21 protein-coding genes are annotated in these 19,448 nt (G+C 72.1%); 7 read left to right on the forward strand and 14 right to left on the reverse strand.

Annotated features, from left to right (window positions below):
* Position 1: 1 nt before the first annotated feature.
* Positions 2 to 580: an NAD(P)H-dependent oxidoreductase gene (locus H8B08_RS12420; RefSeq protein ID WP_187450518.1), complete on the reverse strand. Its 579-nt coding sequence runs from the start codon at positions 578 to 580 to the stop codon at positions 2 to 4.
* An 81-nt stretch (positions 581 to 661) separates the two neighbouring features.
* The gene (locus H8B08_RS12425; RefSeq protein WP_187450519.1) at positions 662 to 925 is read right to left on the reverse strand and encodes a cyclase; all 264 of its coding nucleotides are present in this window, start codon (positions 923 to 925) and stop codon (positions 662 to 664) included.
* Between the two features lie 84 nt (positions 926 to 1,009).
* Here H8B08_RS12425 and H8B08_RS12430 point away from each other — a divergent pair, with 84 nt between their 5' ends.
* Both H8B08_RS12430 and H8B08_RS12435 read left to right on the forward strand, forming a co-directional pair.
* Entirely contained in the window at positions 1,010 to 1,459 is a 450-nt protein-coding gene (locus tag H8B08_RS12430) for an acetyltransferase (RefSeq protein ID WP_187450520.1), read from the forward strand.
* The gene (locus tag H8B08_RS12435; RefSeq protein WP_187450521.1) at positions 1,459 to 2,070 is read left to right on the forward strand and encodes an SOS response-associated peptidase; all 612 of its coding nucleotides are present in this window, start codon (positions 1,459 to 1,461) and stop codon (positions 2,068 to 2,070) included. Before H8B08_RS12430 ends, H8B08_RS12435 begins: the two co-directional genes overlap by 1 nt.
* Before the next feature lie 4 nt (positions 2,071 to 2,074).
* On the opposite strand, the gene H8B08_RS12440 is transcribed toward H8B08_RS12435, so the two are convergent.
* On the reverse strand, positions 2,075 to 2,662 hold the full coding sequence (locus tag H8B08_RS12440; RefSeq protein WP_187450522.1) for an HdeD family acid-resistance protein: 588 nt from the start codon (positions 2,660 to 2,662) through the stop codon (positions 2,075 to 2,077).
* Between the two features lie 167 nt (positions 2,663 to 2,829).
* Here H8B08_RS12440 and H8B08_RS12445 point away from each other — a divergent pair, with 167 nt between their 5' ends.
* Positions 2,830 to 4,857 carry a TonB-dependent receptor gene (locus H8B08_RS12445; RefSeq protein WP_187450523.1) on the forward strand — a complete coding sequence of 676 codons (2,028 nt, stop codon included), beginning with the start codon at positions 2,830 to 2,832 and terminating at the stop codon, positions 4,855 to 4,857.
* A gap of 6 nt (positions 4,858 to 4,863) precedes the next feature.
* On the opposite strand, the gene H8B08_RS12450 is transcribed toward H8B08_RS12445, so the two are convergent.
* From H8B08_RS12450 to H8B08_RS12495, 10 genes are read right to left on the reverse strand one after another with little or no spacing between them, the layout of a single operon-like run.
* Positions 4,864 to 5,670 carry a substrate-binding domain-containing protein gene (locus H8B08_RS12450; RefSeq protein ID WP_222934452.1) on the reverse strand — a complete coding sequence of 269 codons (807 nt, stop codon included), beginning with the start codon at positions 5,668 to 5,670 and terminating at the stop codon, positions 4,864 to 4,866.
* Positions 5,667 to 6,623: a PQQ-dependent catabolism-associated beta-propeller protein gene (locus H8B08_RS12455; RefSeq protein WP_187450524.1), complete on the reverse strand. Its 957-nt coding sequence runs from the start codon at positions 6,621 to 6,623 to the stop codon at positions 5,667 to 5,669. The genes H8B08_RS12450 and H8B08_RS12455 overlap by 4 nt, the downstream gene beginning before the upstream one ends.
* A 2-nt stretch (positions 6,624 to 6,625) precedes the next feature.
* Positions 6,626 to 7,039, reverse strand: coding sequence for a cytochrome c family protein (locus tag H8B08_RS12460; RefSeq protein WP_187450525.1), 414 nt, complete (start codon positions 7,037 to 7,039; stop codon positions 6,626 to 6,628).
* The gene (locus H8B08_RS12465) at positions 7,023 to 7,913 is read right to left on the reverse strand and encodes a cytochrome c oxidase assembly protein (protein WP_187450526.1); all 891 of its coding nucleotides are present in this window, start codon (positions 7,911 to 7,913) and stop codon (positions 7,023 to 7,025) included. The genes H8B08_RS12460 and H8B08_RS12465 overlap by 17 nt, the downstream gene beginning before the upstream one ends.
* On the reverse strand, positions 7,910 to 8,248 hold the full coding sequence (locus H8B08_RS12470) for a hypothetical protein (protein ID WP_187450527.1): 339 nt from the start codon (positions 8,246 to 8,248) through the stop codon (positions 7,910 to 7,912). Before H8B08_RS12470 ends, H8B08_RS12465 begins: the two co-directional genes overlap by 4 nt.
* Entirely contained in the window at positions 8,245 to 8,853 is a 609-nt protein-coding gene (locus tag H8B08_RS12475) for a cytochrome C oxidase subunit III (RefSeq protein WP_187450528.1), read from the reverse strand. Before H8B08_RS12475 ends, H8B08_RS12470 begins: the two co-directional genes overlap by 4 nt.
* Complete coding sequence (gene ctaD, locus H8B08_RS12480) at positions 8,850 to 10,754, reverse strand: cytochrome c oxidase subunit I (RefSeq protein WP_187450529.1); 1,905 nt, start codon at positions 10,752 to 10,754, stop codon at positions 8,850 to 8,852. Before ctaD ends, H8B08_RS12475 begins: the two co-directional genes overlap by 4 nt.
* On the reverse strand, positions 10,751 to 11,698 hold the full coding sequence (coxB, locus tag H8B08_RS12485) for a cytochrome c oxidase subunit II (protein WP_187450530.1): 948 nt from the start codon (positions 11,696 to 11,698) through the stop codon (positions 10,751 to 10,753). The genes ctaD and coxB overlap by 4 nt, the downstream gene beginning before the upstream one ends.
* Positions 11,695 to 12,255: a c-type cytochrome gene (locus H8B08_RS12490; protein ID WP_187450531.1), complete on the reverse strand. Its 561-nt coding sequence runs from the start codon at positions 12,253 to 12,255 to the stop codon at positions 11,695 to 11,697. Before H8B08_RS12490 ends, coxB begins: the two co-directional genes overlap by 4 nt.
* A complete protein-coding gene (locus H8B08_RS12495) occupies positions 12,227 to 14,020 on the reverse strand; it encodes a methanol/ethanol family PQQ-dependent dehydrogenase (RefSeq protein WP_370545466.1) in 1,794 nt (597 codons plus the stop codon). Before H8B08_RS12495 ends, H8B08_RS12490 begins: the two co-directional genes overlap by 29 nt.
* A 279-nt stretch (positions 14,021 to 14,299) precedes the next feature.
* On the opposite strand from H8B08_RS12495, the gene H8B08_RS12500 reads away from it, so the two are divergent.
* The 4 genes from H8B08_RS12500 to H8B08_RS12515 all read left to right on the forward strand — a co-directional run bounded on the left by H8B08_RS12500 (position 14,300) and on the right by H8B08_RS12515 (position 18,393).
* Entirely contained in the window at positions 14,300 to 15,946 is a 1,647-nt protein-coding gene (locus H8B08_RS12500) for an ATP-binding protein (protein WP_187450533.1), read from the forward strand.
* A gap of 127 nt (positions 15,947 to 16,073) precedes the next feature.
* Positions 16,074 to 16,526, forward strand: coding sequence for a FixH family protein (locus H8B08_RS12505; RefSeq protein ID WP_187450534.1), 453 nt, complete (start codon positions 16,074 to 16,076; stop codon positions 16,524 to 16,526).
* Complete coding sequence (locus H8B08_RS12510; RefSeq protein WP_187450535.1) at positions 16,523 to 17,755, forward strand: cytochrome c peroxidase; 1,233 nt, start codon at positions 16,523 to 16,525, stop codon at positions 17,753 to 17,755. Before H8B08_RS12505 ends, H8B08_RS12510 begins: the two co-directional genes overlap by 4 nt.
* Positions 17,752 to 18,393, forward strand: a complete 642-nt coding sequence (locus H8B08_RS12515) for a DJ-1/PfpI family protein (protein WP_187450536.1) — start codon at positions 17,752 to 17,754, stop codon at positions 18,391 to 18,393. Before H8B08_RS12510 ends, H8B08_RS12515 begins: the two co-directional genes overlap by 4 nt.
* On the opposite strand, the gene H8B08_RS12520 is transcribed toward H8B08_RS12515, so the two are convergent.
* On the reverse strand, positions 18,390 to 19,382 hold the full coding sequence (locus H8B08_RS12520; RefSeq protein WP_187450537.1) for a GlxA family transcriptional regulator: 993 nt from the start codon (positions 19,380 to 19,382) through the stop codon (positions 18,390 to 18,392). The two genes, H8B08_RS12515 and H8B08_RS12520, sit on opposite strands and share 4 nt — an antisense overlap.
* Positions 19,383 to 19,448 lie beyond the last annotated feature (66 nt).

Here is a 19,448-nt window from a genome sequence, read left to right on the forward strand (position 1 = left end):
TTCAGCCGTCCGTGGGTAGGGTGCGGGCGATCTGGGCGGCGAGTTCGGACAGCCGGTCGCGATAGGCCTCGGCGTTCCGGCGCAGGCCGTCGTCGCCGGCCGCGTCCTCGCCGAACACCACGAACGGCTCGGCCCATTTCAGGCCGCAGTAGCGGGCGGTCTGCTCGAAGGGGCGCAGGAATTCGGTCAGGCTGAAGCGGTAGTCGCCCTCGGGCGTGAAGTCCGCCGCCGACGCCGAGGTCGAGATCACGCACAACAGGGTCTTGCCCCGCAGGGCGACGCCGCGCGGGCCGTAGGCGAAGCCCTTCAGCCAGACCGCGTCGATCCACTCCTTCAGCAGCGAGGGCGCGGAATACCAGAACAGCGGGAACTGCAGGACGATGAGGTCGTGCTCCAGCAGCAGCTTCTGCTCGGTGCGCACGTCCACGGTGAAGTCGGGATAGAGCTCGTAGAGGTCGCGCAGGGTGACGCCGGGCAGGGCCTGCGCCGCATCGGCCAGGGCCGGGTTCATGCGCGCGCGTTCCAGCGCCGGGTGGGCGAGCACGAGCAGCGTGCGGGCGGTGTCGTCCTGGCCGGGCATGAGGGCCCCATGTAGGGCAGGGGCCGGGCCCGGAGCAAGCCGCCGACCGAACGGGGTTCCCGCCGGCGGCCCGCCCAGTGCTCAGTGGATGAAGTCGATCCGCGGCTGGCCCACCACCCCGGCCTTGCTCATGGCCGAGCGCAGGTCGTCCGACTGCGCCCAGCTGCGCGCCTGCGCCTCGTCGGCGACCTCGAACAGGATGACGACGTCGTTCGGATCGTCGGCCTTGCGGAACACTTCGCCGCCGCTGATGCCGGCCGCCTTGCGGCTGGGCGCATGGTTGTCATAGCCGGGCCGCCAGGCGTCGTAGTCCTTCACCTTGTGGTGGATCACCATCTGAGTCATCGGGCGCCTCCGTAAGATCGCCGCCCGAACCGCCGTCGAGCGAACGGCGTTCCCGCCGCCGCTCGGTCGCCGTATGCTGGCGACATGCAGCTGCGCCGCGCCCACAGCGAGGACCTCGCCCGCGTCATCGAGATCTGGGACGACGCGGTGCGCGCCACCCACGACTTCCTGACCGACGCGGACGTTCGGTTCTACCTGCCGATCGTGCGCGACCAGTATCTGCCCTACGCCGAGGTCTGGGTCGCCGAGGGGGACGCAGGCCGGCTGATCGGCTTCGTCGGCCTGACGAACGCCAAGGTGGACGCCCTGTTCGTCGACCCGGCCGCGCATCGCCGGGGGGTCGGCCGGGCGCTGCTGGCCCACGCCTTCGAACTGAAGGGACCGCTGGCGGTGGACGTCAACGAAGAGAACCATCCGGCGCGGGCCTTCTACGCCCGGCTGGGATTTCGCGAAGTGGGCCGCTCGGCCACCGACGCGGCCGGCAAGCCCCACCCGCTGATCCACCTGACCTCGGACGGGGAGGGGCTGGTCTGATGTGCAACGCCTACGTCAACAAGGCGCCCTACCGCGCCTTCGTCGAGGCTATGGAACGGCTGGGCCTCCCGTTGCTGAAGCCCGGTCCCGAGGCGGCGCCGAACCTGGCGGAGCAGGACCCCGTCCGGCCCACCGACACCGCCCCGGTGATCCGCGCGATCCCGGGCGGGACGGAGCTGGCCATGCTGCGCTGGGGCTTTGCGCCCGGCCGGCCGAAGGCGGGGCCGGTGATCAACTTCCGCTCGGAGGGCCGGCGGTTCGGCAGCGGTCGCTGCCTGGTGCCAGCCTCGGCCTTCTACGAGTTCACCGGCGCGAAGTACCCGAAGACCCGCTGGCGGTTCACGGCGGCCGACGCCGACTGGTTCTGCTTCGCCGGCCTGTGGCGGCCGGCGGAGGGCGAGGTGGGCGAGAGCTTCACCCTGCTGACCACGGCGCCCGGGCCGGACGTCGCGCCCTATCACGACCGCCAACCGGTCGTGCTGGGCCAGAGCGCCTGGGCGGCGTGGCTGGACCCGTCGGTCGACGGCGGCGAGCTGCTGAAGCCTTCGCCCGCCGGGGCGCTCCGCGTCGAGGAAGCGCCGCAGCAGGCGACGGCGGGCACGCTGCTCTAGGGGCTCAGGCCGGCAGCTTGTGCTTCTTCAACCGGAAGGCGAAGCCCACGAAGCTGATCCCCGCCACGATCGCCGCGGCGCCGATCATCCAGATCACCGCCAGGGCGCCGACGCCCGGGCGCGCGATCATGGCGATGCCGAACAGCACCCACAGCACGCCGGTGAGGATCAGCAGCCACTCGCCCTGGATCTCCTTGCGCAGCCGGATGCCGCCCCAGATCTCCAGCACGCCGACGACGATCGCCCAGACGGCGATGTAGAGCAGCAGGGCCCCGGCCACGGCCACGGGATTGAGCACCGCCAGCACGCCGATGGCGACGCCGGCCAGGCCCACCACCGCCAGCCACCAGCGCGGGGTCACGCGCCCGCCCCGGCCGGTGATCGCCGCCCACAGGGCCAGCGCGCCGTCCACGAAGGCGAAGGCGCCCCAGACCACGGTCAGGGTCAGAAGCGTGAGGCCCGGCAGGACGAAGGCCAGGATCCCGAAGATGATGGCGGCGATGCCGCGCAGCAGCAGGACCCACCAGTTCTGGGCCAGCGGCTGCAGCATGGCGTCGACGAGAGGGGCGGGAGAGCCGGTGTGCACGGTCATGGCGTGCCTCCTTGAAGCGGGGCGCCGCCGTCCGCGGAGAACGGGCGCCCCCACGCAGGTTCGAGTACCGGTCGCTCGCGCATGTTGTTCCCCACCGGAGCCGTGGCCGGGGAACCTGCGAACAGGCTTGGCTGTTCAGCAAGCTGAGCCGTTCGGGGGGGCGAAGCATGGACTACACCTCAGCGCCGCCGGCCCCCGAGGCGGTCGAGACGGTGGTGGTCCTAGCGCCCCGGCCGACGCCCAATCCCGGCGACGCCGCCTTTTCGATCATCCGCCTGGACGTCGCCGACCTGACCATCGGGCCGCGCGTCGACGACGCCCTCAAGCAGGTGCCGGGCGTGTCGCTGTTCCGGCGCACCGACAGCGGCGGGGCCAACGCCACGATTCAGGGGCTGTCCTTGCGCGCGCTCGGGCCGACCGGCGCCGGGCGCGCCCTGGTGACCCTGGACGGCGTCCCCCAGAACGATCCGTTCGGCGGCTGGGTGATCTGGGCGGCCCTGCCCCCGGAGAGCCTGGAGAGCGCGTCGGTGGTCCGCGGGGCGGGGGCTGGACCTTACGGCGCGGGCGCCCTGACCGGGGTGGTGACCCTGGACGAGGTCTCCGGCCAGCCCGGCGCCTATACCTTCGACGTGGCGGGCGGCGAGCTGGGTTCCGCCCGCGCGGCGGGCGTGCTGCAGGCGCCGCTGGGCGCGGCGGTGCTGATGCTGGCCGGGGCCGGCGAGCGCGCCGACGGTTGGATACCGGTGCGGGCCGGCCGCGGCGCGGCCGACACCCTGGTGGATATGGAGGCCTGGAGCGTGGCGGCCCGCCTGGACGCGCCGCTCGGGCCGGCGACGGCCGCCCTTCGCGTCGGCGCCTACGAGGAGGCCAAGGGCGCCGGGCTGGTCGGGGCGAACTCGCGCGCCAGCGGCGCCGTGGCCAGCCTCGCGGCCGGCGCGCCGCCGGACGAGGATCGGCTGGGCTGGCGTGTGCAGGCCTGGGTGCGCGACACCGACCTGGTCAACCGCTCGGTCGCGGTCGGGGCGGCCCGCGCCTTCACCACGCCGGCCAACGATCAGTACGCCACGCCGGCCCTGGGCTGGGGCGTGAACGCAGCGGTGGGCGGCGGCGACGGCGGCGTGACCTGGGAGGCCGGGCTGGACGCGCGGTTCGCGGACGGCGAGTCGCAGGAGCGCTTCCGCTTCGTCGGCGGGACCTTCACCCGCGATCGCCGCGCGGGCGGCCGGCAGAGCGTGGCGGGGGCCTATGTCGACGGCGCCTGGCGCAGCGGGCCGTGGCTGCTGGCCGGCGGCGCGCGGCTGGACGGCTGGGCCAGCACCGACGGCAGCCGGGTGGAGCGCGACCGGGCGACCGGCGCGGTCCTGCTCGACGACCGGCCGCCGGACCGCGACGGAACGGTGCCGACCGCGCGGCTGGGGATCCGGCGCGACCTGTCGGAAACCGTCTACCTGCGCGTGGCGACCTACGCCGGCTTCCGGCCGCCGACCCTGAACGAGCTGCACCGGCCGTTCCGGGTCGGCAACGACATCACAGAGGCGAACGCGGCGCTGGAGCCGGAGCGGTTGTACGGCGCGGAGCTGGGGACCGGCGGCGTCTTCGGGGGCGGCGGCTGGGCCCTGACCGCGTTCTGGAACCGGTTGGACGATCCGGTGACCAACGTCACCATCGGCTTCGGGCCGGGCACGTTCCCGCGCGCCGGCTTCATCCCCGCCGGCGGGGTGCTGCGCGAGCGGCGCAACGCCGGCGCGATCGACGCCATTGGCGTCGAGGGTGAGATCGCCCGCGACATCGCCCCGGGCCTCAGCCTGCGCGCCGCCTTAGGCTTCACCGACGCCGAGGTCGACGGCGGGGCCGCCGCGCCGCAGCTGACCGGCAAGCGTCCGGCCCAGGCGCCGCAGTGGACGGTCACCGCCGGCGCCCTCTGGCAGGCCACGTCGCGGCTGCAAGCGCAGGCCGCCGTGCGTTACGAGAGCCTGCGGTTCGAGGACGACCTCAACACGCGTCGCCTCGCTCCGGCGCTCGGCGTCGACGCGCAGCTGACCTGGAGCCTGACCGACGTGGCCAGCTTGTGGCTCGCCGCCGACAACGTGTTCGACGCCGCCATCGAGACCGGCGAGACCGCCGACGGGATCGAGAGCTTCGGGCCGCCTCGGGCCCTGCGCGTCGGTCTTAGCCTGCGCTCGCCCGGATCCTGAGCGACCTCAGTCCAGGGGCACGTGGTAGTTGGCCAGGATCGCGTCGACGTCGCTCTTGCGGGCGGCCAGCACCGCTTCGATCTCGCGCAGCAGCGCCCGGTCGGTCTTGCGCACGCCCATGGACACGTCGAACACCATGGGCAGGCTCGGACCGTCCAGCCAGGGCGTGACCGGGGTGAGGGTCAGGGGCTCGGGCTGGCGCGCCGCCGACCAGCCGGCCAGCGGCCCCCAGACGACGGCCACGTCGACGTCGCCGTGCTCGACCGCCTCGACGATGCGCTCGGCCGGGGAGGGCTCGGCGTAGTCGCCATAGACCATGTAGCCGCGCACGTTCTCGGTCGCGCCGCGACGGGCCAGGGCGTGCGCGGGCGGGGTGTTGGCGCCGTCGTCGCCGATCATCTGCACGCCGACCGTCAGCGTCTTCAGGCGCGGGTCGTCCAGGCTCTCGATCGCCAGGCCGCGGTCCTGTCGGGTCACGAACATGTAGCTCGAGCGGTAGTAGGGCCGGGTGGTGGCCAGCATCTCCAGCGAGGAGGCCACGCCCGGGACCAGGTCGCAGTCGCCCGCGTTCAGCGTGTTGCGCAGGAAGCCGCGGCGCTGGGCCCACCAGACGTAGCGGACCTCCGCGTGCAGCTCCTGGGCGACCAGCTCGATGATGCGGTTCTCGAAGCCTTCGCCCTTGTCGTTGGAGAAGGGCAGGTTGTTCGGATCGGCGCAGACGCGCAGCACGCGGGGGGCCTGGGCCGGCGTCCCGGCCTGGACGGGGGCGGGGATCGCCAGCAGGGCGGCGGCGATGAGCGCTGAACGGATCACGGCCTCACCACCACGTCCCAGGGCTTGCCGCCGACCTTCACCGTGCCGACCGTCTGGTTGGCCTTGAGATCCACGACCGAGACGTCGCCGGACAGGCCGTTGGCGCTGTAGAGCCGGCTCTCGTCGGACGACAGGGCGATCTTCCAGGCGCGCAGGCCGACGGGGAAGTAGCGCACGATCTTCAGCGTCTTCGGGTCGACCTCCGCCACCTTGGCGTTGCGGCCCAGGGCTACGAAGGCGCGCCCGCCGTCGCGGGTGAACGCGACGCCGACCGGCTGGATGATGTCGGCGTCGGGCTGGTCGGCGCGAAAGTCGATGTGGCCCAGGACCTTGCGGGTCTGCGGGTCGATGACGGTCAGGGTCGAGCGCGCCTCCGAGGTCACCCAGGCCTGGCGGCCGTCCGGCGTGAAGCGCACCACCCGGGGGCGGGTGTCGACCATGACGCTGTCGATCAGGACGCCGGTGCTGGTGTCGACGAAATGAACGGTGCTGCCGGCCTCGGAGGTGACCGCCGCCCAGCGTCCGTCGGGACTGACGGCGGTGCCTTCCGGCTCGCCGCCGACCGGCACCTCGCGGACGATCTTCCTCGCCGTCATGTCGACTTCGGACAGTAGGGCGTCGTCCTCGTTGGCGACGTAGAGGCGCGCGCCGTCCGGGTGCAGGGCGAAGGTCTCCGGGTCGGGGCCGGACGGCAGGGCCCCGGTCACCTTGCCGGTCGACAGGTCCAGCACGTCGATGCGGTTGTCGCCGCTGGCGGCGACGTAGAGCTTAGCCCCGTCCGGGCTCAGGGCGAGGCCGCGCGGACGTTTGCCGACCGGGATGTCCGCCTTCAGGGCCTGGGTGCGTCCGTCGATGACGTGGATCACGTTCTGGGCCTCGTCCGAGACCAGCACGGTCTCGGCCGCGGCCGGGGTGGCGAGCGCGAAGAGCAGGGCGAGGGCGGGCGCTCTCATGGTCACCTCAGGGTGTAGAGGTAGGCGGCGATGTCGCGGGCTTCGGCGTCGCTCAACCCCATGTCGGGCATCACCGTGCCGGGCTCGACGCCTTGCGGATCGCGGATCCAGCGGATCAGGTTCGCCGGCGTGGCGTCCAGCCGGCCGGCCAGGTAAGCGCGGGTCGATACGCCGGTCAGCGGCGGCCCGACCTGGCCCGCAGCCCCGGGTACGCCGGGGATCTGGTGGCATGCGCCGCAGCCGTAGCGGCCGATGGCGGCCTGTCCGGCCTCAGGATCGCCGCCGGTCAGGCGGGCGGCCTGCACCTGGCTGCGGTGCTGGCGCTGGGTCTGCTCCCAGACGCCGGCGCCGGCCGCGACCAGCAGGGCCGCGGCCGCCGTCAGGCTCCACAACAGGCCGCTAGCGGCGCGCGGCATGGGCCGTCTCCCGCGTGCTGAGGCTAAGGCCGATGAGCGCCAGGGCCGCTCCGGCGTGGACCAGGCCGCCGGGAACCCACATCAAGAGGCCGGCCAGCTGCTGGTCCTCGGCCGGGGTCAGGCCGAAGGGCGTCACGCCCAGCGCCGCGTAGGGCGCGTACCAGGGGCTCTCCGAAAAGGCCATCAGCGCCCCCAGCGCGCCGGAGATGATCGAGGTGACGAACAGGCCCAGCACCGCGGGGCCGAAGCCGCGGCGGCGCTCGGCCCCCTGCAGCATGGCGGTCCAGAACAGCAGGCCGGTGGTCAGGAACGACAGGTGCTGGGTCGCGTGCCAGCCTTCGTGGGCCAGGGCGCGGTCGAACAGGACCGGCGCGTGCCAGAGCCACAGGGCCGCCGCCTGGGCCAGGGCGGCCACGACCGGATCGGTGAGGACGCGCCAGGGGCGCTGGACAAGGTTGCTGCGCGAGACCGCGCCCAGGCTCCGCCGGGCCGCTGCGGGAAAGGCCCAGAGCACGACCGCCAGAGGCCGGCTGGCGACCAGCAGGGGGGCGGCGGCCAGCATCATCAGCTCGTGCTCGAGCATGTGGGCGGTGAAGGAGCGCTGACCGGCCGCGTGCAGAGGCGAGACCACCGCGCCGGCCAGGATCAGCCAGCCCAGCGCGAACAGCCAGGCCCGGCGGCGCAGGCCCGCCCCGCCGCGGGCGCTGCGGCGGGCGAGGCGCGTCCAGCCCAGAGCGAAGGCGGCCAGCGCGGCCGCCAGGGGCGCGACGATCCACGGCTCCAGCGACCAGCCGATCGGCGCGTGCGGCTCGCCGGCGTGGGCGAAGGCGGGACCGGCGAGGAGGACGAACACCAGGGCCAGGCGCAGGCTCATCGGGCGCATTCCGGGATGAGCGCTCCGGCCAGGGTCTGGAAGGCGATGGCCAGGCCGAACACCACGGCGGCCCCGGCGCTCACGAGGCCGGCGAAGCGGCGGACGTCGCGCGCCGGCTCGAGCCGCTCGCGGGCTGCGGCGCCCCACGACCAGGCGCCGGCGGCGGCGACGGCCAGCAGCGCCACAAGGCCCGTCAGCAGGGTGGCGAGGGTCGACGCGTCACAGTCGAAAAAGGTCAGGGCGCCCATGCCCTGCTGGTGCAGCCACCAGGCCAGCGGACCGGCGAAGAGGCCGGCCCAGGGCGCCAGGCGCGTTCGCCAGGTCGGGCCGGTCATGTCAGCCTCGGGGCCCAGTAGACCAGGGCGTAGATCGGCAGCCAGGTCCAAACCACGAAGGTCCAGTAGGCGCAGTTGTCGCTGGCGTCGGAGAACTGATCGGGCCCGACGTCGTGGGTGAAGGTCCAGACGGTGAAGACCGCTGTGTCGGCCCAGTCGGTGATCAGGTGGGTCGTGTGCAGGATCATCAGCATCCACACCACTGAGCCGTAGGCGTTCTGGTCCCAGCGCACGTTCAGGTGCGGAAACTCGAAGGCGCGCAGGAGCAGCAGCGCCAGGCCGAGGACGGTCATCAGCACCAGGCCCGCGCGTGTCGCCCGCAGGTCCAGCGCCCTGGCGCGGCGGTTCAGCCAGCGGTTGGGCAGCTCGGTGGCGAACAGGGCGAGGGTGAAGATCGCGCTGTAGATCAGGGACGGCGGGAGCACCGGCTCGGGCGGCCAGGTCGGGGACAGGCCGCGCAGGTAGAGGTAGACGCCGCCGGCGAGGACGAAGACCGTTCCCTCGACCAACATGAAGCCGATCACGCCCCAGAAGAGGATGCTGCGCAGGCCGAAGGCGTGGTCCGGCAGGGTGGAGAGGTCGCCGACGACGCGGGTGCGGATCATTCGGGGGCTCCTCCGGGGCCGGTGCGCTTGGGCCAGAACCAGCCGGTCAGGGCGATCGCCAGCGGGATCGCGCCCCAGACCAGGGCCCACTCCGAGAAGATCGAGCCGATGAACAGGACGGTGGTGGCCAGCGCGGCCAGGAACGGCCAGATGGTCGGGTCGGGCGAGTCCTGCCGGTTGCCGGGTTCGGCTTCGACCGGCGAGGTGACCACGATCTCGCGGTAGTCGGTGGCCAGGCCGCCCATGACCGGCAGGCTGGTGCGGTCCTCCCACAGCGGCGTGCGGCTGGACACGGCCGGCGTGTCGACGAAGTTGTAGGCCGGCGGCGGCGAGGCGACCGCCCATTCCAGCCCGGGCGCGTCCCACGGGTTGGCCGGAGCGTCGGCGGGGCGTCGCAGGGCTAGGACCACGTTGACCACGAAGATCACCGCCCCGGCCGCGATGGTGAAGGCGCCGATGGTGGCGGCCAGGTTGTACGGCTCCCAGCCGAGGCCGGCGGGGTAGGTGTAGACCCGCCTCGGCATGCCGTTCAGGCCCAGCAGGTGCATGGGGAAGAAGGTCAGCTGGAAGCCCAGGAAGATCAGCCAGAACTGCCAGCGGCCGAGCGTCTCCGACAGCACCCGGCCGGTGAACTTCGGGAACCAGTACTGGAAGGCCCCGAACAGCGGGAACACCGCTCCGCCGATCAGCACGTAGTGGAAGTGGGCGACGACGAAGTAGGTGTCGTGCAGCTGCAGGTCGAGCGGCGCTGAGGCGACCATCACCCCGGTCAGCCCGCCGATCACGAAGGTGACGATGAAGCCGATCACCCACAGCATCGGCGTCTTGAAGATCGGCCGCCCGGCCCAGATCGTGGCGATCCAGCAGAAGATCTGCACCCCGCTGGGCAGGGCGATGGCCATGCTGGCCGAAGTGTAGAAGCTGTTGCCCAGCTTCGGCAGGCCGGTGGCGAACATGTGGTGGACCCACAGGCCGAAGGCCAGGAAGCCGATCGCGACCAGGGCCAGCACCATGAAGGTGTGGCCCACCACCGGCCGGCGGGCGAAGGTCTCGGTGATGGCCGAGACGAAGCCGAGCGCCGGGATGAAGATGATGTAGACCTCGGGGTGGCCGAAGAACCAGAACAGGTGCTGGAACAGCACCACGTCGCCGCCCTCGGCGTAGTTGAAGAAGTGCGTCCCCATCAGCCGGTCGGAGATCAGCATGCTGGTGACCAGCATGACCGACGGCAGGGCGAAGATGGTCATGAAGGCGGTGACCAGCATGGCCCACACGAACAGCGGCATGCGCGCCAGCGTCATGCCCGGCGCGCGCATCCTCAGGATGGTGGTGACGATGCTGACCGAGACGGCCAGGGCGGCGACCTCGGTGAAGGTGATCATCTGGGCCCAGATGTCGGCCCGCTTGCCCGGCGAGTACTCGGGCCCCGAGAGGGGCGTGTAGCCGAACCAGCCGATGTCCGGCCCGATGTTGAGGAAGAAGGCGACCCAGAGGGTCAGCGCGCCCCCGAGGTACATGTAATAGCTGTAGGCGTTCAGGCGCGGGAAGGCGATGTTGCGCGCGCCCACCATCAGCGGGACCAGATAGAGCGCCACCGCCTCCATGACCGGGACGGCGAAGATGAACATCATGGTCGAGCCGTGGACCGTGAACAGCTCGTTGTAGCGGTCGGGGCTGAGCAGCCGTCCTTCCGGGCGGGCCAACTGCAGGCGCATCAGCAGCGCCAGAATTCCGGCCAGCCCGAAGAAGACGAAGGTGGTGACGAGATAGCGCCGCGCGATGCGCTTGTGGTCGACGGTGGTCAGCCAGCCCCACACACCCGGACGGTCGCCCCAGGTCTCGGCGAGCTTCGCCGCCGCGCGGGCTTCGGCGTCGGCCGGGGGCATGGGCACGGCGCTCATTTCAGGCCGTCCAGATAGGCGACCAGCGCGGCCTGTTCGTCGGCGCTGAGCCGCACCGCCGGCATGTTGGTCCCCGGCTTCAGCGCCTGGGGGTTGGCGATCCAGCCGGCCAGGGCGCCCTTGCTGTAGGGCAGGGCCCCGGCCGCCAGCGTCCGGCGCGAGGCGACATGGGTCAGGTCCGGGCCGTTGCGTGAGCCGGCCTGGGTCCCGGCGATCGCATGGCACATGGCGCAGGCCTTGGCCTGGAACACCTGCTGGCCGTAGGCCCGCTGCGGGTCGGCCGGCGCCGCCGCGGGGGCGAGTTGGCGGGCGCGCCAGGCCTCGAAGGCGGCCTCGGGCTCGACCGTCACGTCCAGCGCCATGTGGGCGTGCTGGAAGCCGCAGAACTCGGCGCACTGGCCGCGGAAGCGCCCCGCCCGCCGGGGCGTGATCGCCATCCGGTTGGTGCGTCCCGGAATCAGGTCGGTCTTGCCGGCCAGGTTCGGGATCCAGAAGCTGTGGATCACGTCGTCGGAGGCCAGCTCGATCTCGGCCGGACGGCCCAAGGGCAGGCGGATTTCGTTGGCGGTCTCGACCCAGCGTTCGACCGGGCCGTCCTGGTACTCCACCCGCCACCACCACTGCTGGCCCGTGACCTTGATCTTCAAGGGGCGCTCGCCCGGCGTCGCCAGGGCGCGGTCGGTCAGGAAGCTGGCCGTGGTCAGCACGATCAGGCCGACCACGATCAGGACCGCCCAGCCGCCCAAGGCGCGCTCCAGGCCCGGGTCGCTGACCATGACCTCGGGCTCGATCAGGTAGGCCGCGCGGCGCCGGCGCCAGATGGCCCAGGCCAGGAAGGCGATCACCAGCACGTACATGCCGGCGCAGACCCACAGCATCAGGTCCCAGAGCCCGAGCAGCCGGGTCGCCTGGTCGGCGGCGGGGTGAAGCGCCGACTGGCTCATCGGAGCCTCTTGGGCGGGGTCTCTTTGCCCGCGTCCGCCGGCGAGGCCTGGTTGCGCGGCGGTATGCCGGCCATGGCGTCGCTGCGGCTGGAGGCGACCTGCGAGTTCTTGCCGGCGAGGCTGCGCACATAGGCGGCCAGCTGCCAGATCTGCTCCTCGGTGGCCTTGTCGCGGAAGGAGGGCATGCCGTTGGGCCGGCCCTGCTGGATAGTCCCGTAGATCTGCTCGATCTCCGAGCCGTAGATCCACTGGTCGTCGATCAGGGCCGGGCCCATGCCGCCGCCGCCGTTCGAGTGGCAGCCGCTGCAGTTGTACCAGCGGAACAGGCGCGCCCCCTGCGCCACCTCGAAGGCGTTGTTCTCGTAGAACTCCGCGCGGGGATCCTTCGGCAGCGGCTGCGCGCCGCCGGGGACGAAGGGCGTGGTCTGGATCACGGGCGCGGCTTCCGGTCCGGAGGGGCCGATGTGGCGCTTCTCGCGCTCGCAGCCGGCCAGGACGGCTGCGGCCAGCAGCAGGGCGAGCAGGCGCTCAGCGCGCACGCGGCAGGGCGAAGACATAGAGCGTCCCTCCCGGCGTGGTTTTCTGCTTCAGGTCGCCGGTCGCGCCCACGAAACCCAGCGCGGCGGTCGGGTCGCGCGGGTCGAGGTCGGCGGAGACGACCACCCCGGCCCAGCCGCCGACGCCGGACAGCACCGCGACGTACTGGCGGCCGTCCGGGCCGCGGTAGCTGACCGGCTGGGAGATGATCCCGGAGCTTGTCTTGAAGCTCCACAGCAGTTTGCCGGTGCGGGCGTCCAGCGCCTTGAACCAGCCGTCCATGGTTCCGTAGAACACCACGTCGCCGCCGGTGGTCAGCGCTCCGCTCCAGACCGGCAGATCTTCCTGGACCTCCCAGACCTTCTTCCGGCGCGCCGGGTCCCAGGCCATGAAGAGGCCGCGGTGGCCGCCCGGACCGGCGTACATGCGCACCTCGGCCCCGACATAGGGCGTGCCGGCGATGTAGTTCGCCTCGGCGGTCTGCACGTCCATGCACATGTTGGTGGCCGGCAGGTAGAGCAGCCGGGTGCGCGGCGACCAGGCCGAGGGCATCCAGTCCTTGGCCCCGTTGGCGCTGGGACAGATGTCGCGGACGACCTTGCCGAGCTTCGGTTCCTTGGCCTTGGTCGGGATCAGCCGTCCGGTCTTGAGGTCCACGCCCTCGCTGGAATTGACGTGGACGAAGGGATCGGCCGAGAGCACCTCGCCGCTCGCGCGGTCGATCACGTACAGGTAGCCGTTGCGCTCGGGACGAACGATCACCTTGCGCGCCTTCCCGCCGATCGGCAGGTCCAGCAGGACGTTCTCGTTGATGGCGTCGTAGTCGTGCTGGTCGTGCGGCGTGAACTGGTAGAACCAGCGCGCCTTGCCGGTGTCGGGGTCGCGGGCGAAGATTCCGGCCGTCCACTTGTTGTCGCCGGGCCGCTGGTCCGGGTTCCACGGGCCGGGATTGCCGGTGCCGTAGTAGATCAGGTCCAGCTCCGGGTCGTAGGAGATCCAGCCCCAGACCGTGCCGCCGCCGATCTTCCAGGCTTCGCCTGGCCAGGTCCTGGCGCCGAGGTCCTGACCGCGGTCTGAGGCGTAGAACGGCTTGAAGTCCGGGCCGATCAGCACGTCCCTGTCGGGACCGGTGTTGAAGGCCTTCCAGGCGACCGCGCCGGTGTCGGCGTTCAGGGCCGTGATCCAGCCGCGCACCCCCATCTCGCCGCCGGAATTGCCGACCAGCACTTTGCCCTTCACCACCAGGGGGGCCATGGTGATGGTCTCGCCCTTGTTGATGTCGCCGAGCCTGGTGCGCCAGACCTCCTTGCCGGTGTCGGCGTTTACCGCCACCGTCTGGCCGTCCAGCGTGTTGAAGATCACCTTGCCCCGCCAGAACACCGCGCCGCGGTTGACCACGTCGCAGCAGGCCACGCCCTGGCTGGCCGGCACGGGCCGGGGCGCATATCGCCATTTCAGCGGCGCGCCCGGCTTGGTCAGGTCCAGCGCGAACAGGTAGTTCGGATACGGAGTGACCACGTACATGGTCGCGCCGACCACCAGCGGCGCGGCCTCGATCCCCTTGGTGGTGCCGGTGGAGAAGGTGAACTCCGGGCGCAAACTCGCCACGTTGGCCGGAGTGATCTGGTTCAGGGCGGAGTAGCGAGTGCTGGCGTAGTTCTTCGCCGGCATGGTCCACTGGCCGTCTTCGTCCGCCCGGGCCGTCGCGCTGGACGCGATCACAAGGGCGAGCGCGCCCAGCAGGCCCGCGATCGATCTCGCCGTCGTCCGTACGCGTGGCTGCACGCCGTCACCCTTTTGCGGGCGGTGAAACACGCGGCCATGAGGCATGTTCCCGCCAAGTCTGGGCGAAAACCCTGAGGACGGCGGTCCGGCGCCGTGCACGTGGACGCGCCGGGCGGCGAGCGGCCGGCGAGGCCCGTAAAACTGCGGACGCGCGTTAACGGTCCGACGACACGCGGGCCCTAACTGTGAAGCTCCGTAGTCGGATGGTGCTTCGTGAGTACAGCTGATCTTCGCGGCCTCGCGCCCGCCAGGGAGGGCCGCGACCAACTTCAGGCGAGGTTGGAGCGTCTGGAACGCATCGTCGCCGTGCAGTCGCTGCTTTGCAGCCAGCGGGTGGACCTGGACGAGTTCATGGAGGTCATCGTCGACCGGGTGGTCGAGATCACCTCCGCCGAGGGCGTGATCATCGAACTCGTCGAGGGCGGGGACATGGTCTACCGAGCCGTCGACCAGGCGCGGGCGCAACATCTGGGGCTGCGGCTGGCGCGCGCGGGCACGCTTTCGGGGCTGTGCGTCGAGCGCGGCGAAACCCTCTACTGCCGCGACGCCGAGGACGACGAGCGGGTGAACCGGGAGGCCTGCCGCCGCGTCGGGCTGCGCTCGATGGTTTGCGTTCCGCTGGTCGAGGCGGGGCGGCCGGTGGGCGTCCTGAAGGCGCTCTCGCCGAAGGTCGACGCCTTCGGCGAAGACGACGTCGAGCTTTTGACCATGCTGGCCCAGGCCCTTGGGGCGGCGCTGGCGCGCGAGGTCAATCTGGAAGCCCGGCGCGCCGCCGAGGAAAACTACAAGGCCGCGGCGGCCGCGGCCGAGCGGGCCGCCGCGGTGAAGTCCGAGTTCCTGGCCAATATGAGCCACGAAATCCGCACCCCGCTGACCAGCATCATCGGCTTTGCGGGCCTGCTGGCGGACAGCGGGCGACTGGGGCCTGAGGAGGCGGCCTGGGTGTCGCGCATCCATGTCGCCTCCGACGCCCTGCTGAGCGTCATCAACGACGTGCTGGACTATTCCAAGCTCGAGGCCGGCGCGACCGAGCTCGATCCGGCGCCGTTCCGCCTGAACGACCTGGTCCGCGACGCCGCCGGTCTGGTGGACCAGCAGGCGCAGGCGCGCGGCCTGGCGCTGAACGTGGCGGTCGAGCCGGAAGACCTGATGCTGGTCGGCGACGCCGGTCGCCTGCGTCAGGTGTTGCTGAACTTCCTGTCCAACGCCGTGAAGTTCACCAGCCAGGGCGGGGTCGCCGTCCGCGCGTACGCCCGTTCGGCTACTGAGGGCAGGGCGGGGCTGCGCATCGAGGTGGCCGACACCGGCATCGGCGTGCCGCCCGAGAAGCTCGCCCAGCTGTTCGAACGGTTCGTCCAGGCCGACGGCTCGATCTCGCGCCGCTTCGGGGGCACGGGCCTCGGGCTGGCCATCTCGCGCCGGCTGATCGGCATGATGGGCGGCGAGATCGGCGCGAACAGCCGCCCCGGCCAAGGCTCCACCTTCTGGGTCGAGGTCGAGTTGCCGCTGGCGGAGGAATGCGCGGCCGAAGCCCCGGCCGCGGCGGGGCCGCTCGGCGCCGCGCGCGTGCTGCTGGCCGACGACGCCGAGGCCAACCGCGTCCTGGTCGCCACCCTGCTGGGCGCCATGGGCCTGGAGGTCGACGCGGTCGCCAATGGCGCCGAAGCCGTCGCGGCCGTGCAGGCGCGCGACTACGACCTGGTGCTGATGGACGTGCACATGCCGGTGATGGACGGGCTGGAAGCGACCCGCGCCATTCGCGCCCTGGCGCCGCGTCTCGAAACCTTGCCGATCCTGGCCCTGACCGCCGACGTGCAGCCCGAGCACGTCGCCCGCTGCCGCGCCGCCGGCATGGACGACCACGTCGGCAAGCCGATCGTCCCGGCCCAGCTCTACGCCGCGCTCAGCCAGCGGCTGGCGGCCTAGCCGAAGGGCGCGCGGCCTGAGCGGCTGAGGTCGCGAATGGCCGAAATTGCGGCAGGCTTGTCGTTTCCGACACGCCGTCGATCCGGTCTTCTGAGCCGGCCTTCGACGGACGCAGCGGAGAACGAGGATGTCCACGTCAGCAAACCAAAGCGGCGGCCGCCTGGGTCGCCTCACCCATCTGGGCGCGGCCGTTCTGACCGGCGCCCTGATGATCGCCGGCGCGGTCTACGCCGCCGGCCCGGACACCTCGCTGGACCGGTCGACCGACCAGGGCGTGTTCCACGTCCAGCTGAACAGCGCGGTGACGCCGATCCCGATGTCGAAGGTGCACCGCTGGACGGTCCATCTCACGGACGCGGCCGGCCGCCCGGTGAACGGGGCCGAGCTGTCGGTGGACGGGGGCATGCCCGAGCACGGCCACGGCCTGCCCACCGCGCCGCGCGCGACGCCCGCCGCGACGCCCGGCGACTACGTCATCAACGGGGTGAAGTTTTCGATGACCGGCTGGTGGGAGCTGAAGCTGAAGGTCCGAGCGCCCGACGGTCGGTCCGACCGCATCACCTTCAACGTGGTCCTGTGAGCCGCCGCGCGCCCCTGGCCGGCGCGGCGCTCGCCGCCCTGCTGCTGGCCTTCACGACCGCCGGCGCCCCGCCGACCTGGTCGGAAGGCGAGCTGAAGACCCTGAAGAGCCTCTGGATCGCCCAGCTGGGCGCGCCGCCCGCCGATCCGTCCAACCGCGTCGCCGACGATCCCGCCGCGGCGCGGCTCGGCGAGGCCCTGTTCTCAGACGCGAGGCTGAGCGCGAACGGGAAGGTGTCGTGCGCCAGCTGCCACCAGCCGGACCGCGCCTTCACCGACGCCCGCCCGACCGGCCGCGGGATCGGCGCCGGCGCGCGCCGCACCATGCCGGTCGCGCCGGCGGCCTATTCGCCCTGGCAGTTCTGGGACGGCCGCGCCGACAGCCTGTGGGCCCAGGCGCTGGGGCCGGTGGAGAACCCCGTCGAGCACGGCTTCACACGGACCGAAGTCGCGCGCGTCGTGGCCGCCCACTACCGCGGTCCCTACGAAAGCCTGTTCGGGCCGATGCCCGACCTGAGCGACCGACGCCGGTTTCCGCTGCGCGCCTCGCCGGTCGGCGACGCCGCGGCCCGGGCGGCCTGGGCGCGAATGACGCCGGCCGACCAGGCGGCCGTCGACCGGGTCTTCGCCGACTTCGGCAAGGCGGTGGCCGCCTACGAGCGCACCCTGAAGGTCCGCCCTGGCCGGTTCGACGACTACCTGGCCGGCGTGTTCGGCGCGCCGGGCCGGCACGCCAGCCTGTCGCCCGACGAAGCGGCGGGCCTGCGGCTGTTCATCGGCAAGGCCCGGTGCGCGACCTGCCACAACGGCCCGCTGCTCACCAACAACGGCTTCGCCAACACCGGCGTCCCGGCGCGCCCGGGCGCGGCCCCTGACCACGGTCGCGCGGCCGGCGTGCGCCAGGTCGTGGACGATCCGTTCAACTGCAAGGGCCGGTACAGCGACGCGCAAGGCGAAGGCTGTGACGAGCTGGAGTTCGCGGTGGTCGACGATCCCGCCCAGGTCCGCGCTTACAAGGTCCCGTCGCTGCGGGGCGTCCGCCGGCGGGCGCCGTACATGCACGCCGGCCAGTTCGCGACCCTGGATCAGGTGCTCGACCACTACAGCCGCGCGCCCGCCGCGCCGGAGGGGGTGTCGGAGCTTCGGACGCTCGACCTCAGCGCCGACGAACGGCGTCAGATCGTAGCCTTCCTGCGCACCCTCGACGAACAACCGGAGCGCCGGCCATGACCCATGATACCGCCCTGGCGTCCGCCCCGCCCCGGCGCGTCGCCGTGCTGATGTTCGACGACGTCGAGGTGCTCGACTTCGCCGGTCCGTTCGAGGTGTTCGGCGTCGCCCGCGGGCCCGAGGGGACCTTCGCCTTCGAGGTGTTCACCGTCGCCCTGGAGGCCGGCCCCGTGGTCGCGCGCAACGGCCTTTGCGTCGTCCCTCACGCCTGCGCCGCCGACCTCGGCCGCGTCGACGTGCTGGTCGTCCCAGGCGGCCGCGGCACGCGGCGTGAAATGGGCCGGCCCGAAATGCTCGAGTTCGTGCGGGCCGCCAGCGCGCAGGCGGAGATCACCCTGTCGGTCTGCACCGGCGCGCTGATCCTGGGGGCGGCGGGCCTGCTGCGCGGGCTGGCGGCGACCACGCACTACGCGGCGCTGAACGAACTGCGGGCGCTCGACTGCGCCCGGGTGCTGCCGCGGGCGCGGGTGGTGGACAACGGCCGGATCATGACCGCCACGGGGGTCAGCGCGGGCATCGACGGGGCGCTGCACGTCGTCTCCCGCACGCTCGGCGGGGCGCACGCGGTCGAGACCGCCCGCTACATGCAGTACGACTGGCGCCGCCGCCGGATCGCCCGACGGAGCCGGGCGGTCTAGCCCGCCGCCGGTCGTCGGCCGAAGCGGGCGCGATAGTCCCCCGGCGTCGCGCCGACCCGCTTCTGGAAGGCGCGGTGGAGAGCGTCGGAACTGCCGAAGCCTGAACGCTCGGCGACGCGGGCCAGGGGCCAGTCGGAGGTCTCCAGCAGGGCCTTGGCGCGATCGACCCGGGCCATCTCGACGAAGGCGGCGGGCGTCGTGCCGGTCTCCTTCACGAAGATGCGGCTGAAGGTGCGCTCGGTCATGCCGACCTGGTCCGCGAGGCTGGGCAGGCTGCGGTCGCCGCTCGGGTCGGCGCTGACCTCGGCGATCAGGGTGCGGATCTTCGGCGTGGCCGCCGTCTGCACGTTCAGGCCCGCGCTGTACTGGGTCTGGCCGCCGGGCCGACGCATGAACAGGACGAGGTTGCGCGCCACCGCCAGCGCGACCTCCGGCCCGCAGTCGTCCTCGACGAAGGACAGGCACAGGTCGATCCCCGCCGTGACCCCGGCGGAGGTGTAGAAGGGCGGATCGGCCACGAAGATCGCGTCGGGTTCCAGCCGCACCTCCGGCCGGAAGGCCCGCATGACCTCGCAGACCTCCCAGTGGGTGGTGGCGCGGCGGCCGTCGAGCATGCCCGCGGCGGCCAGCACGAAGGCGCCCGAACAGACGCTTCCCACGCGCCGTGTGGTCCGCGCCCGATCGTTGAGCCAGGCCAGGATCGCGGCTTCGCCCATGGAGCGCAGGCCGGGCTCGTCGCCGCCGCCGACCAGGATGGTGTCGAGATCATCAGGCAGGTCGGCGAAGGCGACCGTGTCCGCCAGTTTCACGCCGGAATTGCAGACGATGTCGCCGCCGCTTGGCGAGGCGAGGATCGGCTCATAGGCGCGAACGCCGCTGAACCGGTTGGCCATGGCGAACACCTCGAACGGCCCGGTCAGGTCGAGGGATTGCACGCCGCGATAGCCGACGAGCGCGATCTTGCGGGGCGGGGTCGAAGCGCAGGCCATGGCGGAAAGTGCGGTTCATCCGTCGTTTCGGCAAGACCGCGCGCCGCCTACCAATCGCCTCGACGC

Origin of the sequence: Caulobacter sp. 17J80-11 (genome assembly GCF_014349105.1) — a bacterium.
Taxonomy (GTDB): domain Bacteria; phylum Pseudomonadota; class Alphaproteobacteria; order Caulobacterales; family Caulobacteraceae; genus 17J80-11.